This is a genomic window from Aedoeadaptatus nemausensis (genome assembly GCF_903819165.1).
GTDB classification, from domain to species: Bacteria; Bacillota; Clostridia; order Tissierellales; family Peptoniphilaceae; genus Aedoeadaptatus; species Aedoeadaptatus nemausensis.
On record NZ_CAIJCS010000019.1, the window covers coordinates 23,244 to 36,886 of the forward strand.

The following is a 13,643-nucleotide window of genomic DNA, read 5'->3' on the forward strand; positions in this document are numbered from 1 at the left end:
TATCGATGCTACGACATTTTCCACTTCTTAACTACAAAAAAATCACTTACTTTTTATGGTTTCCACAATGTTTCCATGCCTCATAAAGTTCTCCATACAAAAAGCCCCCATCCCGGAGGATGAGGGCTTTTTAATAAGCAAAACTTATTTTACTTCTACAGTTGCGCCGACTTCTTCTAATTTAGCTTTGATTTCGTCAGCTTCTTCTTTGTTAGCGCCTTCTTTAACGGGCTTCGGAGCACCGTCAACTAAAGCTTTAGCGTCTTTTAAGCCAAGGCCGGTGACGTCTTTAACAACTTTGATAACCTTAACTTTTTCTTGACCTGCAGATTCAAGAATAACGTCGAATTCAGATTTTTCTTCGCCGCCTGCAGCAGGTGCGCCTGCTGCGGGTGCGCCTGCTGCTGCAACAGCAACGGGAGCTTGTGCGCTTACGCCGAATTCTTCTTCTAATTCGCTAACTAAGTCAGCAAGTTCGATAACGGTTAAATTTTTGATCTCTTCAATAAGAGCGGTTACTTTTTCAGATGCCATGTTATATTACCTCCATGTAATTGATGCCCTTAGGCAGTTTCTTCTTCTTTCTTTTCACGAATTTGATCAAGCGCAACGGCGAGACCTCTGATGTTTCCGGAAAGGACAGTTGCAAGTCCTTGGATCGGAGCGTTTAAGCTGCCAAGCAAGTGTGCAACGAGAACTTCGCGGCTCGGTAGTTTTGCAAGCGCCTTAACTTCTTCAACACTTACGAGTTTACCGTCTAACACGCCGGCTTTAAGTTCCAAGCGATCGTTGTCTTCGGCAAAGTCATGAAGAATTTTAGCCGGTTGAACGGCGTCTTCAATGCCAAATGCGATGGCCGTCGGGCCTGCGAGGAATTCCTCTACGCCTTCGATGCCTAAATCGCCAAATGCACGTTTCAGCATGGTGTTTTTGTACACCTTGTAATCTACGCCGTTTTCGCGAAGATTCTTTCTGAGTTCGGTCACTTCAGCAACGTTTAAGCCTTTGTTGTCGACGAAAACAATCGATTGAGACTTCTCGATTTTTTCTTTAATCTCGTTGACGAGATTAATTTTCGATTGGAGTAGCTCTTCTTTCACAGATTCACCTCCTCATTTTTTACAATAAAAAATCACATTGCAGACACAATGCGAGTACTAAAATCAGATTCAGTCACCTCGGCAGGAAATTAAGGCGAACCACCTGCTGTCTGCGGTTTTAACTACTACATAGTACCAAAGAAGGCCTTTGTTGTAAAGGCCTTTTCTCCATTTTATTTTATTTTTTTAAAATCGATTCCGCCACGCGGTGCGCTCCCGCCATGGCCCAGTGGATATTATAACCGCCGCAGTCTCCGTCCACATCTAAAACCTCGCCCATGGCGTAAAGCCCGGGCACGAGTTTTGATTCGAGATGGTCGGTAAAATCGTCGATACGAATGCCGCCGCAGGTAACTTGGGCGTAATCAAAACCCCTTACACCTTCTACATCTAAAGTAAAATCGAATAGCAGATCTAAAAGCTTGGAGCGCAAATCGAAATCCAACGAATCCATCATAGCGTCGCCCTTAAGGCCGCATTCTTTTAAGATCACGTGGACCCATTTCTTCGAAACCACACCTTCTAAAAAAGATTCCACCCTATCGGGAAGATAACTCCGCCCTTCCAGATAATCTCGGTAATTTTCCGCCTGGTCTAAATGATTGAGCATGGGAAAAGACACTTCGTAGCGCCCGGGCGATTCCCCGACTTTCCGGGCAAGATCCAGTACCGGCGGGCCGCTTACCCCGTCCCTCGCCAACAAGATTTCGCCCTTTCGGCGATCGATTTCTTTTCCGTCTTTTAAAAGCGCAATCTCCCCTTCGACCTTCGTGCCGCTTAAGTGAGCGAGATAGGGAGACTTACATAGAAGGGCGGAAATTCCCGGGAAGGTGCGCGTCCTCTTATGTCCGAAATCTTCCAGTAGGCCATAGCCCTTGCCGTCGCTTCCCGAATCGGGCATGGCGAGGCCGCCGGTGGCCACCACCACGGAATCGGCTCTGTAAGTTTTTTCATTGCTGTGAATTAAAAAGCCCTTTTTGCTCTTTTCGATCTTCGAGATAAAGGCATCGGTCACTTCCACGCCGCCCCACTCCGAAAAGCGTCGTCTCAAAGCATTGAGCACCGTCTGAGATTGAAGGGTGCGGGGGTAAAGCTTGCCCCGATCTTCCTCCACCAAGTCGATTCCCAAGCTTTCAAAAAAAAGATCCCGTACCTCGGGAGAGAAAGACTTCGTCGGATCGAAGGATAGTTTTCCCTCACTGTGAAAATGACAAATATCCAGATCTACATTGCTGACATTAGCCCGGCCGTTTCCCGTGGCCAGGAGCTTTTTGCCTACTCTGTTTTTACGCTCGTAAATCGTAACCTCCAGGCCTTCTCTCGCCAAGAGCACACCTAAACTTAAGCCGCTGACGCCGCCTCCGATAATGCCGACAGACATGGCGCACCTCCTTTCAAATTAATGCGAGTATAGCACGTGATTGTGCTACAATACAAGGTAGATCAAAGGAGGTATTATGAATATTACAGAACGTTTGACAAAATACGTAAAGGTCTATACTACAAGTGATGAAAACTCCAAAACTTTCCCCTCGACAAAGCGCCAATTCGATTTGGCTCATATCCTCGTCGACGAATTGAAGGAACTGGGTCTAAGCGACGCCGCCGTGGACGAATACGGCTACGTTACCGCCCACTTGGAAGGTAATACGGACAAAAAAATGCCCACATTGGGTTTACTTTCCCACATGGACACCTCCCCTGCCGCCAAGGGCGAAAATGTAAATCCCCGGGTCATCCGCTATGAAGGCGGCGACATCGTACTCAATAAAGAGAAAAACATCGTCCTTTCCCCGGAAGATTTCCCCGCCCTAGACGACGTGGTGGGCCTCGATCTTATGGTCACCGACGGCACCACCCTTTTAGGCGCCGACGACAAGGCCGGCATCGCCATTATTATGGATACACTAAAGACCATTATCGAAAAAGATCTTCCCCACGGCCCTCTCGCCATCGGCTTTACACCCGATGAGGAAATCGGCCGAGGCGTCGATAAATTCGACGTAGAAAAATTCGGCGCCGATATCGCCTTTACCCTCGACGGCTCCCGCCTGGGCGAAGTGCAATACGAATGCTTCCACGCCGTAAGCGGCAAGGTGGACATTCAAGGAAAGAGCGTCCACCCGGGATCGGCAAAAGATAAAATGATCAACGCCATTTCCCTCGGCATGGAACTGGACGGTATGCTTCCCGAACAAATGCGCCCGCAATATACCGAAGGTTACGAAGGTTTCTTCCACCTGGATCAATTCCGGGGCAATGTGGAAGAGGCGGAAATGATTTATATCCTCAGGGATTTCGATGCGAAAAAAGTAGAAAAAATGTGTACGATTTTTGAATCCGCCGTCGATTTCCTCAATACGAAATACGGCGATCGCATTAAACTCACATTAGAAGAATCCTATCGCAATATGCGCGAAAAAATCGAACCTCATATGGATTTAATCGATCTTTGCGTCGAAGTTATGAAAGAAGAAGGCATCGAGCCCATCGTCGAGCCCATTCGCGGCGGCACCGACGGCAGCAAGCTTTCCTGGATGGGACTTCCCACACCGAATATCTTTACAGGCGGCATGAACTTCCACGGCCCCTACGAATACATTCCCATTCAACACATGGAAAAATCCAGAGACTTCCTCGTAAGCCTCCTTCAAGCCATGGAAAAACGAGCATAAATTTACCCAACAGAAAACCCTCGCCAAGCGAGGGTTTTTGTGTGCCTATAGATTTTTTATGAAAAACTTTTTATTGTCCAGCTTATAAAGAGTTTGAGCAATTTCAGATCGTTTGATCTTATCTAATGGCTTTAAGTTCTTATTTTCATCCCCGTTTAAAATTTTTTCATAACTTGCCCAAGTCATTGCTTCGATGGCATAGGGGCTGATCCTACTCTTATCGCCGAAAAAAACCAACGGACTTCCTTGGACTTCCACTTTCGTAGACTTCTTGATGTATCGATACATGATCGTCATCGCTTGTTCTCTTGAAACAGGATCATTGGGTCCGAAGTTACCGTCACCATACCCGCTGACAACACCATTTTCGTATGCCCAATTGACGGCATCCGTATACCACTGGTTCCCTTGCACATCTTTAAAGAAGCTTTCCCTTCCGGTACTCTTATTGCCATCTATATTGTAGATAATTTGCGCTAATTGAGCTCTTGAAAGATTTTCTTCCGGTGAAAAAAGTCTACTGCCGGTTCCTGTCATAAAAGAGTTCTGAACTACATGTTGGACAGCGCGATAGTACCAGTCCGTCTCGCGTACATCATTGAAATGCTCGATGCGATAAATCTCCATATCTGACTCAATCTCCGGCTCTTCTTTTCTTTTCTCTTCAACAATTGGAATAGGCATAGGTTTCTTAGCGCTAATCGCAATTTTTTCTTTGATAGTATCCAATGCAATTTTCATTTCGTCCGGATCAAAATGTACAAAATAGAGACCGGCATTTTGTAAATTATTAAAAAGAACCTCCGTCATGCTTCTCGTTTGATTTAAATAAAAGAGCTCGTCGTACTCATCTCCATCTTCTAAAACATAAAGAGGTGTTCTAGTTCTAATTACATATACATCGGTATCCGGTTTAAATCTACTCGTTAATTCTTTCGCCGATGAATAAATTCCGAGCATATGCTCATTCGCAATTTTTTGAAAGTCTTGATCCGAAGAACTGTCAAAAGATACATCGCTTAACCCTCCGTCGTTATCGATAAAAACAACGACTTGTTTAAAATTAGGGTTTTCCCTCTTTTGCAGTTCAATTACTTTTTCCATATTACTCGTTAAATCTAAAGGCTTTTCATCTTCCTTATCCGTTGACAATACATGAACATCATCAAAGACACTCGCTTCTTTTATAAGCCTTTGCTCCTCGTAGCTATTGCTGATGACCAAGCTGACTCTGTTTACAGGATTTTTTCTTTTAAGATCTCGTGCAAAGTCTTGTATATGTGTTTCTATGGAATCATTATACAGCTCCAAGGCTCCGGAATTTACCAATAAATAGACATGGCTACCTTCGTAATTATTCTCATTATTTGCATAGACTCTCGGAGTAATAACAAAGAATAACAATCCGATTAGAGCGATTGACCTCCATCTTTTTAAAATCTTGGACAATAGAATACCTCCTTTATTCTCCCCAATGGGGATTTTGTAAAAAGGCGCGGCCGATGCCGATAAGATCCGCCTTGTTTTCTTCCAACAGTTTATCCGCTTCTTCTTTCGTCTTTACGCCCCCCGTGAGCATAACGGGCACGCTCGCTTTTTCTTTTACTGCCGCGGAAAGATCGCCGAACCATCCCGGCTCTTCCACGCCCTTACGTACATAGCCCGTCATACCGCCGGTCATATCCAGTAGGCAGGCGCCCGCTTCTTCAAAACGCAAGGCCGCGTCTACCCCTTCCTCGATCGTGGTGCCGCCCACAATGGTTTCGATACCGCCGATACGTACGGCCACCGGATAGTCGCCTACCGCTTTTTTAATCGCGCCGAAAACTTCAAGGGGATACTTTACCCGGTCCTTTCCGTATTCGTCTTCTCTGAAGTTCGTTAGAGGGGATAAGAATTGATTGAGCAAATAACCGTGAGCCACGTGGAGCTCTACGCCGTCGTATCCCGCTTCCTTGGCGCGGACGGCCGCCGCCGCAAAAGCTTCCTCGATGCGGGTAAAGTCCTCCGCCGTCATTAAACTCGATGTTTTATCCCAGGGCCTTTTCGCTACGGCAATAGGATCCGCTCCCGTATACTCTCGCCGAGTCTTAACGCCGGCGTGATTGAGCTGAAGAAAGTATTGAGCGTCGGGATTGATGGATTTCATCGCCTTCACTAGTTTTTTATGACCTTCCACATGGGAATCTTTTGCCAGGGAAAGTTGCTTGGGGCTCGCTTTTCCTCTTTCCTCCACAAAAGCATGTTCCAAAATAAAAAGGCCGAAGTTCGGATTTTTCACCATCTTTTCGTAATAGGCGATCATGCCGTCGGTAATCTCTCCCGTCGCAGTGCCCTCCGTCGCCATGGGCGGCATCACATAAGGCGACGATAATAGGCGTCCGTTCATTTTAATATCCCTCTGCATTTTATTCTCCTCTCAATAAATCCTCGTAATAAAAAACACCCCGCAGGGTGTCTTTTATTTTTCCTCTACCTTTTCGAACATCCAGATGGACGCGCCACATTTGGGGCAGGTCCAATCTTCGGGAAGTTCTTTAAAGGGTACGCCCGCTTTTATTCCGTAATCGGGCACACCTTCCGACGGGTCGTAAATAAACCCGCAAGGTTTACAGCGATAAATACTCATATCTTTTGCCATACTATGCCTCCTTATAGGACTATCATACCCTTTGATCAGCTTTTAACGCAAGGCTAAAGTTTTAAAGAAATATCGAATCGACGCTCGGCTTTTTTAAAGAGATACTCTCCTTTCCGAACCGACGCCAAGACTTCCGCGCGATTCCGTATCACATCGTAGGGCGAATCGCCGTCTAAAATGATAAAGTTCGCGTCTTTTCCCAAGTTCAATCCGTAAGAATCTTCTATGGACAAACACCGTGCCCCTTGATAACTGATTAGATCCAGAGCGGTTTCGATCTCATGGGGCGCCATGATCTGAGCGAGATGGAGTCCGTTGTCCAGAATATTCATCATATTCCCATTGCCCATGGGATACCAGGGATCGTTAATGGAATCTTGGGCAAAGGCCACGGGAATGTCCCGTTCCAAGAATTCTTTCACCCGTGTAAGACCTCTGCGCTTGGGATAGGTATCTTGCCGCCCTTGAAGATAGGCGTTTTCCGTCGGGCAGGCGATGAAAGAAATACCGCTTCTCTTAAAGAGATCAAACATGCGAAAAGCATAGGAATCGTCGGCACTGCCGAAAGAGCAGGTATGGCTCGCCGTGGTACGGGTGCCGTAATCTTCCATTAGAACCAGGGCATTTAAAAGCTCGACAAAACGAGATTGAACATCGTCGGTTTCGTCGCAGTGCACATCGATTAATTTATCGTATTTTATGGCGAGATCCACGATGTCGTGAACGCTTCGCTCGCCGAATTCTCGTGCCGGCTCGTAATGAGGAATGCCGCCGACGCAATCGGCGCCCATTTTCAGTGCCTCCTCCACCAGTTCCTTCCCACCTCTGTAAGTGTACATCCCCTCCTGAGGGAAGGCGACGATCTGAATATCCACGATATCTTTCATTTCGTCCTTCAGTTCCAACATAGCCTTAAGACCGGTGAAGGTCGGATCCGTCACATCCACATGGGTGCGAATGGTCTGTACCCCTTGGGAAACCTCGTCGTAAATCCCCCGCTTCGCCCGCTCTTTTACACCTTCCACCGTTAAGGAGCGCTTAAACTCCGGCCAGAGCTCGATGGCTTCAAAAAGGGTGCCGCTTTTCGCACCCTGTGCGCCCATTGCCTCGAGAGTATACACATAATCTAAATGGAGGTGAGGATCTACATAGGGCGCCGTAACGAGCTTACCCTTTAAATCGACGATTTCATCGCCGCCCTCTAAATTTTGTCCTATGGCTTTAATCTTTCCGTCTTCCACTAAAATTTCCGTAGCGTCCTCGTGTTTATAGATTCGCCCGTTAATAAATTTCGTCGACATATTACCCCCTTACCGTCGGTCCCGTATAGTTTTTCATTCCGCCCGTCATGTTTACACATTGAAAGCCTCGGTCACTTAAAAAGGCGCAGGCCCTTCGGCTTCGATTACCGGAACGACAGATGACGTAAATCTCTTTATCTTTCGGCAGCTGATCAATTTGACCTAGAAGTTGACTCAGGGGAATCAAATGAGCCCCTTCGATAATTCCTTCCGCCGTTTCGTCGAGCTCCCGTACATCCAGTAAAAAAGGATTTTCCAGCGTATCCACTTCATTTATATCCATAGAGGAAAAAGATGGCCTCTCTCCCCTTAAAAACTCGAACATATCCATAGACCTCCTTTCTTAGATTATAGCTTTCGTACAAAAAAGAAACAATTTAAAAACTTACTGTCATGACAGTTGTATTGTCTTGTGGTATGATATCTCTTGTTCAGCACGCGACACTCTATGTTTTAAAGGAGTTTTTATATGGAAATCAATACCATCGATCGTTTAAAGAAAGAAAAGGACGCCGTCATTCTCGCCCACTATTATGTCGACGGCGATGTACAGGCCGTAGCCGATGTGGTCGGCGATTCCTTTACTCTGGCCAAGCTCGCCACGGAACTGGATGCGAATCATATTATTATGGCGGGCGTGGAATTTATGGGCGAAACCGTAAAGATATTAAATCCCGACAAACACGTATACTTACCGGATCTCGACGCCGACTGTCCCATGGCCCACATGGTGAGCGTGGAAAAAATCGAAGAGATGCGAGAAAAATATCCGGACCTCGCCGTGGTCTGCTATGTCAATTCCACCGCCGATATTAAGGCTCACTCCGATTACTGCTGTACTTCTTCCAATGCAGTAAAGGTCGTCTCCGCCATTGAAAGCGACACCATCTTTTTTATCCCCGACGGAAATTTAGGCCGCAATATTCAAGATCAGTTCCCCGATAAAACCTTTATTAATAACGACGGATGCTGCCCGGTGCACGATCAGATGACGGCTGAAAAAATCATTAATCTGAAAAAAGCCTATCCCGATGCCGCCGTCTTCGCCCATCCCGAATGCAAGCCCGAAGTCCTGGAACACGTGGATTATAAGGGAAGCACCAAGGGTATTTTAAAAGCAGTGGGCGACTTGAATCGGGACGTGAATATTATTATTACCGAGCAAGGACTCTTATACGAACTTGAAAAAAATTATCCGGATAAAAAATTCATCTTCCCCGATATGATCTGTGAGGGAATGAAAAAGATCACTACAGACAAAATCGTCGCCATTTTAGAAGAAGGCGTCAATGAAATCCACGTGGATCCGACACTCGCCGAGCGGGCGAAGCTTCCATTGGATCGCATGCTCGCCATTTGCAAATAATTCGCTATAGAAAGGGGTTTTTATGACCTTCGGCTTACCGCATTTTTTAATCGATCCCATTATTTTCGATGCACTAAAAGAAGACATTAACGAAGAAGATTTTTCCACTAATAGCGTGGTCGACGAAAAAGCCACGGGGAGCGTCCATCTCCTCGCAAAGGAAGAGGGCATTCTCGCCGGCCTTCCCGTCTTCGAGCGCGTCTTTCATCTATTGGATAACAGGACCAAAGTAGAATTCTTCAAGTGCGACGGCGACCGTGTAAAAAAAGGTGAAAAAATCGCCACCGTCTCCGGCCCCTTGCGCGCTCTCTTAACCGGCGAGCGGGTCGCGTTAAATTTCCTGCAACGCATGTGCGGCATCGCCACTTACACGAATAAAATGGCACGGGCCTTAGAAGGCACGAATACAAAAATTGCCGACACGCGAAAGACCACGCCGAATTTCAGATTATTCGCAAAATACGCCGTCCGCATAGGCGGAGGCACCAATCACCGCTATAATCTTTCCGACGGCGTCATGCTGAAAGACAATCACATCGCAGCGGCGGGTTCCATTGAAAAGGCCGTAAAATCGGCGAGAAGCTACACCTCTTTTATGAAGAAAATCGAGGTGGAAGTGGAAAATATGGACATGGTAAAAGAAGCCGTGGCCGCCGGCGCAGACATTATTATGCTCGATAATATGAGTCGCGAAGATATGAAGTCGGCCATCGATTATATTGCAGATCGCGCCGTCGTGGAGCTTTCCGGCAATGTCAGCTTCGATAACATTAAAGACTACGGGGATTTGGGCGCCGACATTATTTCCAGCGGCTCTCTCACCCACTCCGCACCGGTTTTGGATCTTTCCATGAAAGGACTGCGCCATGACCCAAACTAAACAGGAAAGGCTTGCGGCCTTACAGGATTATTTATCCCGCGCCGAGAGTCCGGTTTCAGGGGATGATTTGGCGAAGTATTTCGGCGTCTCCAGACAAGTCATCGTCGGCGACATCAGTTTACTTCGCGCAAAAAAAATCCCCATCACTTCCACTAATCGAGGTTACATTATGGATGGCGCCGGTGCTACTCGTCGGGTGTTTAAATGCAAACATCGCGACGATCAAATCGTCGATGAGTTGAATCTGATCGTGGATCTTGGCGCTACCGTAGAAGATGTCTATGTGGAGCACCGCATTTACGGCAAGGTAGAGGCGGAAATGAACATTAAATCCAGAAAAAACGTTCGACATTTTATGAATACCATTTACGACAGCGTGAGCACGCCTCTTAAAAATATTACCGATGGCTACCACTTCCATACGGTCTCCGCAGAAGACGAGGAGACTCTTCATGAGGTGGAAAGCGCATTGGACGCCCACGGTTTTCTCGTAAAAGAATAAAGGGAGGACCTATGAAAAAAATAGCCGTTATCGGCTACGGCGCACTGGGAAAAATTTTAACCCGCGCCCTCGTCGAAAAACTCGACACATCTTATGAACTTAAAGGCATTTACGACAGTGCCCTATCGGAAGAATCTATCGATATCGCGGGAAAATCCGTTCCCCTCTACCCGTCATTTGACGCACTTCTTAAAGACGATACAGAAATCGTTGTGGAAATCGCAGGGGTCGGCGCCGTAAAAGAATATATTCCGCCACTCCTCGAAGCGGGAAAAGACGTGGTAATTACATCGGTAGGCGCATTGGCGGACGAAGAGCTCTATGAACACATCCGAAAGACAGCGGAAACTGCAGGACGTAAAGTCCACATTACATCCGGCGCCATCGGCGGCTTCGACATTATGCGCACCCTCTATTTAATGGGAGGCGCTACGAGCGAAATTCAGAGTACAAAAGCGCCCAAGAGCTTAAACGGCGCCCCCTATTTAAAAGGCGAGCTTCTACCGGAAAATGAAAAATGCACGGCATTCGAAGGCAACGCCCGGGAAGCTATCGCAGGCTTTCCTAAAAACACCAATGTTTCCGTGGCCACGGGCATCGTCACCAACGGCGCTGAACACACCGGCGTCCGCCTGGTTTCCGATCCCGAAAGCCGAGGCAACACCCATCGCGTCACGGTGGAAAATGACAGGGCCAAAGCCGTCGTGGAAATTACATCGAAGCCCGATCCGAACAATCCGAAATCCAGCATCACGGCGGCGTGGAGCGTCGTGGCACTTTTGGAAAACCTCGCCTCTCCCATTCAATTTTTCTAAATAAAAAAAGCGTCTCGAAAGACGCTTTTCTTTTCGCACCTTCGGGTGCGTTTTTTATTTAAAAACCGGTCCTTGAATGACCATCCGTTGGATTTCGTTGGTGCCTTCGTAGATTTGTGTAATCTTGGCGTCGCGCATCATACGTTCCACGTGGAATTCCTTCATGTAACCTTCACCGCCCATTAATTGGATAGCTTCGGTTGTTACCTTCATGGCAGCATCGGAGCAGATAAGTTTTGCTTGAGCGCAGGCCTTGGGATCTTGAATACCTTGGTCTTCGAGCCAAGCGGCTTTATAAAGCATAAGTTCCGCCTGATCGATAATATTTCTGAGGTCTACCGCCTTAAACGCGAGGTATTGGTTCTTATAAAGAGGTTTGCCGAATTGTTCACGTCTCTTCAAAAACTCGATGGCGTGAGCGTAAGCACCTTTCGCAATGCCTAAAGCTTGTGCTGCTACGCCGACGCGACCGCCGTTTAAGGTTTCCATGGCGAGCTTAAAGCCGTCCCCTTCTTCGCCGAGGCGAGCGGATACCGGCACGACCATATCGGTGAATTTAAGTTCGGCAACTTCCGCACTTCTTAGTCCCATTTTATCTTCTAAACCGACTACTTCATATCCCGGAGTATTCGTGGGAACCATAAAGGAGGTAAGGCCCTTGGTGCCGGGAGCGTCTACGTCAGTTTTAGCGACGATCATGGCGTAATCCGCCGTCTTACCATTGGTGATAAAGCGTTTGGTACCGTTGATAATGTAATTGTCGCCGTCGCGAACCGCTACGGTTTGCACGCCGCTTGCATCACTGCCCGCATTTTTTTCAGTAAGTGCGAAGCAACCGGTAATGGAACCGTCGGCCACGCCGCCTATAAAGAATTTCTTTTGCTCTTCCGTGCCGTATTTTAAAATGCCGCCTAGAAAGAGGGAAAGAGAAACGGAATAAAGAACGCAAAGGGATGCGTCAACTTTACCGAGTTCTTCAATGGTCAGAATATAGGACATGTAGTCTTTTCCCAGGCCGCCGTATTTTTTGTCGAATTGGAAACCGACGAATCCTTCTTTTACCATCTCCTGATATTGTTCCATAGGATAGATGGAGTTTTGATCCCGTTCAATGACGCCGGGAAGGACTCTTTCTTCTACAAATTTACGTGCTCTTTCTTGCACTTCCAAATGCTCTTTTGATAAATTAAAATCCATTGTGACCTCCTTCTAAAAAGATACATGTCGCCTAATTGCTACATGATAATCGTTTTCTTTATTATATCCCCGCTTAAACTTACAGTCAATTTATATCGTACTTTTTTACTCTGAGTTTTTGCTTCTTTTCAAAATTCATTAATTTCTATACAATTTAATTGTTGAGTTTACATGTTTGAAACCATCTACATTGTGGAGGATTTATAAAATGAAGAACACGGCAAAATTTATAAATGGCTACAAACTGAGCCGAGAGGAGGCCTTGGCCCTTTACGACGCTCCACTAAAAGATCTTATGGAAAGTGCCGATGCTATACGCCGCGCCACTCTTGGCGACACATTCGATCTCTGCACGATTATGCGAGGAAAAAATGGCCATTGCTCCGAGGACTGCGCCTTTTGCGTGCAGTCTTCCGTGAGCGAGGGCCATGTAGATCTGCAGGAGATGATCGCAGAAGAAGAGGTCCTCGAAAATGCCAAGTGTGCCGAGTCCGCCGGCATCGGCCGCTTTGCTCTCGTCTTTGCAGGAAGGAAGCTATCGAGGAGCGAAGTCCGAGCCGTGGCTCGCATTTATCGCCGCTTAAAGAGGGAGACCGATCTCCATCTCTGCCTTTCCGGCGGCTTATTAGATCTCGACGAACTCGCCATTTTAAAAGAAGCGGGCCTCGAGAGACTCCATAATAATCTGGAAACCTCTCGCCGCTACTTCCCCTCCATCTGCACGACCCACAGTTATGACGAAAAGATTCAAACGATAAGAAACGCTCAATCTTCGGGAATCGAAGTATGCAGCGGCGGTATCTTCAATATCGGCGAGACACGAGAAGATCGGGTGGATCTGGCCCTAAATCTTCGGGAGCTCGGAATCTTATCGGTTCCCCTCAATATTTTAAGCCCCATGGAAGGCACGCCCCTTGCGAATCAAATGCCCCTTCCCGAAGAAGAGATACTTCGCACAGTGGCCGTCTTTCGCCACATACTCCCCACCGCTTACTTGCGACTGGCCGGAGGACGGCAACTTCTCTCGGGAGATGGAGAAGCGACTTTGACTGCCGGCATGAACGCCGCCATTACGGGAAATTTTTTAAATACAAGGGGCGCCGCCGAATCCACAGATCTCCAAATGATTCGCCGCCACAACTTTACGATTACGCCATAAAAAAAGA

General features: G+C 47.1%; 15 protein-coding genes and 1 other annotated feature. Of the genes, 6 read left to right on the forward strand and 9 right to left on the reverse strand.

The window, feature by feature from the left end; translation table 11 throughout:
- Positions 1-144: 144 nt before the first annotated feature.
- From rplL to PEPTYR26121_RS04755, 3 genes are all read right to left on the reverse strand, one after another.
- On the reverse strand, positions 145-534 hold the full coding sequence (gene rplL / locus PEPTYR26121_RS04745) for a 50S ribosomal protein L7/L12 (protein WP_180499771.1): 390 nt from the start codon (positions 532-534) through the stop codon (positions 145-147).
- 29 nt (positions 535-563) lie between these two features.
- Positions 564-1,100 (reverse strand): 50S ribosomal protein L10, encoded by a 537-nt coding sequence (gene rplJ, locus PEPTYR26121_RS04750; RefSeq protein ID WP_180499773.1) that lies wholly within the window; start codon positions 1,098-1,100, stop codon positions 564-566.
- A 17-nt stretch (positions 1,101-1,117) separates the two neighbouring features.
- Positions 1,118-1,234 (reverse strand) — a sequence feature (ribosomal protein L10 leader region).
- 44 nt (positions 1,235-1,278) lie between these two features.
- Positions 1,279-2,481 (reverse strand): aminoacetone oxidase family FAD-binding enzyme, encoded by a 1,203-nt coding sequence (locus PEPTYR26121_RS04755; RefSeq protein WP_180499775.1) that lies wholly within the window; start codon positions 2,479-2,481, stop codon positions 1,279-1,281.
- Between the two features lie 76 nt (positions 2,482-2,557).
- Here PEPTYR26121_RS04755 and pepT point away from each other — a divergent pair, with 76 nt between their 5' ends.
- Positions 2,558-3,775, forward strand: a complete 1,218-nt coding sequence (gene pepT, locus PEPTYR26121_RS04760; RefSeq protein ID WP_180499777.1) for a peptidase T — start codon at positions 2,558-2,560, stop codon at positions 3,773-3,775.
- Positions 3,776-3,820: 45 nt separating this feature from the next.
- Here pepT and PEPTYR26121_RS04765 read toward each other — a convergent pair whose 3' ends face one another.
- The 5 genes from PEPTYR26121_RS04765 to PEPTYR26121_RS04785 are packed head-to-tail and all read right to left on the reverse strand — an operon-like array spanning position 3,821 to position 8,048.
- A complete protein-coding gene (locus PEPTYR26121_RS04765; protein WP_180499779.1) occupies positions 3,821-5,224 on the reverse strand; it encodes an S-layer homology domain-containing protein in 1,404 nt (467 codons plus the stop codon).
- 13 nt (positions 5,225-5,237) lie between these two features.
- Positions 5,238-6,182 (reverse strand): NADH:flavin oxidoreductase, encoded by a 945-nt coding sequence (locus tag PEPTYR26121_RS04770; RefSeq protein WP_180499781.1) that lies wholly within the window; start codon positions 6,180-6,182, stop codon positions 5,238-5,240.
- A 54-nt stretch (positions 6,183-6,236) separates the two neighbouring features.
- A complete protein-coding gene (locus PEPTYR26121_RS04775) occupies positions 6,237-6,416 on the reverse strand; it encodes a rubredoxin (protein WP_425484709.1) in 180 nt (59 codons plus the stop codon).
- Positions 6,417-6,469: 53 nt separating this feature from the next.
- Complete coding sequence (locus tag PEPTYR26121_RS04780; protein ID WP_180499783.1) at positions 6,470-7,717, reverse strand: amidohydrolase family protein; 1,248 nt, start codon at positions 7,715-7,717, stop codon at positions 6,470-6,472.
- Between the two features lies 1 nt (position 7,718).
- On the reverse strand, positions 7,719-8,048 hold the full coding sequence (locus PEPTYR26121_RS04785; protein ID WP_218956318.1) for a rhodanese-like domain-containing protein: 330 nt from the start codon (positions 8,046-8,048) through the stop codon (positions 7,719-7,721).
- Between the two features lie 138 nt (positions 8,049-8,186).
- Between PEPTYR26121_RS04785 and nadA the strand changes: the two genes are divergently transcribed.
- Genes nadA through PEPTYR26121_RS04805 form a run of 4 tightly spaced genes read left to right on the forward strand, consistent with a single transcriptional unit; the run spans position 8,187 to position 11,280 of the window.
- Positions 8,187-9,083 carry a quinolinate synthase NadA gene (gene nadA / locus PEPTYR26121_RS04790; RefSeq protein ID WP_180499784.1) on the forward strand — a complete coding sequence of 299 codons (897 nt, stop codon included), beginning with the start codon at positions 8,187-8,189 and terminating at the stop codon, positions 9,081-9,083.
- A 22-nt stretch (positions 9,084-9,105) separates the two neighbouring features.
- On the forward strand, positions 9,106-9,963 hold the full coding sequence (nadC, locus tag PEPTYR26121_RS04795) for a carboxylating nicotinate-nucleotide diphosphorylase (protein WP_180499786.1): 858 nt from the start codon (positions 9,106-9,108) through the stop codon (positions 9,961-9,963).
- Positions 9,950-10,465 carry a transcription repressor NadR gene (locus tag PEPTYR26121_RS04800; RefSeq protein WP_180499788.1) on the forward strand — a complete coding sequence of 172 codons (516 nt, stop codon included), beginning with the start codon at positions 9,950-9,952 and terminating at the stop codon, positions 10,463-10,465. The genes nadC and PEPTYR26121_RS04800 overlap by 14 nt, the downstream gene beginning before the upstream one ends.
- An 11-nt stretch (positions 10,466-10,476) precedes the next feature.
- Positions 10,477-11,280 carry an aspartate dehydrogenase domain-containing protein gene (locus PEPTYR26121_RS04805; RefSeq protein ID WP_180499789.1) on the forward strand — a complete coding sequence of 268 codons (804 nt, stop codon included), beginning with the start codon at positions 10,477-10,479 and terminating at the stop codon, positions 11,278-11,280.
- A gap of 54 nt (positions 11,281-11,334) precedes the next feature.
- Here the strand turns inward: PEPTYR26121_RS04805 and PEPTYR26121_RS04810 are convergent, their stop codons facing one another.
- Positions 11,335-12,477: an acyl-CoA dehydrogenase family protein gene (locus tag PEPTYR26121_RS04810; protein WP_180499791.1), complete on the reverse strand. Its 1,143-nt coding sequence runs from the start codon at positions 12,475-12,477 to the stop codon at positions 11,335-11,337.
- A 208-nt stretch (positions 12,478-12,685) separates the two neighbouring features.
- Between PEPTYR26121_RS04810 and bioB the strand changes: the two genes are divergently transcribed.
- Positions 12,686-13,636 carry a biotin synthase BioB gene (bioB, locus tag PEPTYR26121_RS04815; protein WP_180499793.1) on the forward strand — a complete coding sequence of 317 codons (951 nt, stop codon included), beginning with the start codon at positions 12,686-12,688 and terminating at the stop codon, positions 13,634-13,636.
- Positions 13,637-13,643 lie beyond the last annotated feature (7 nt).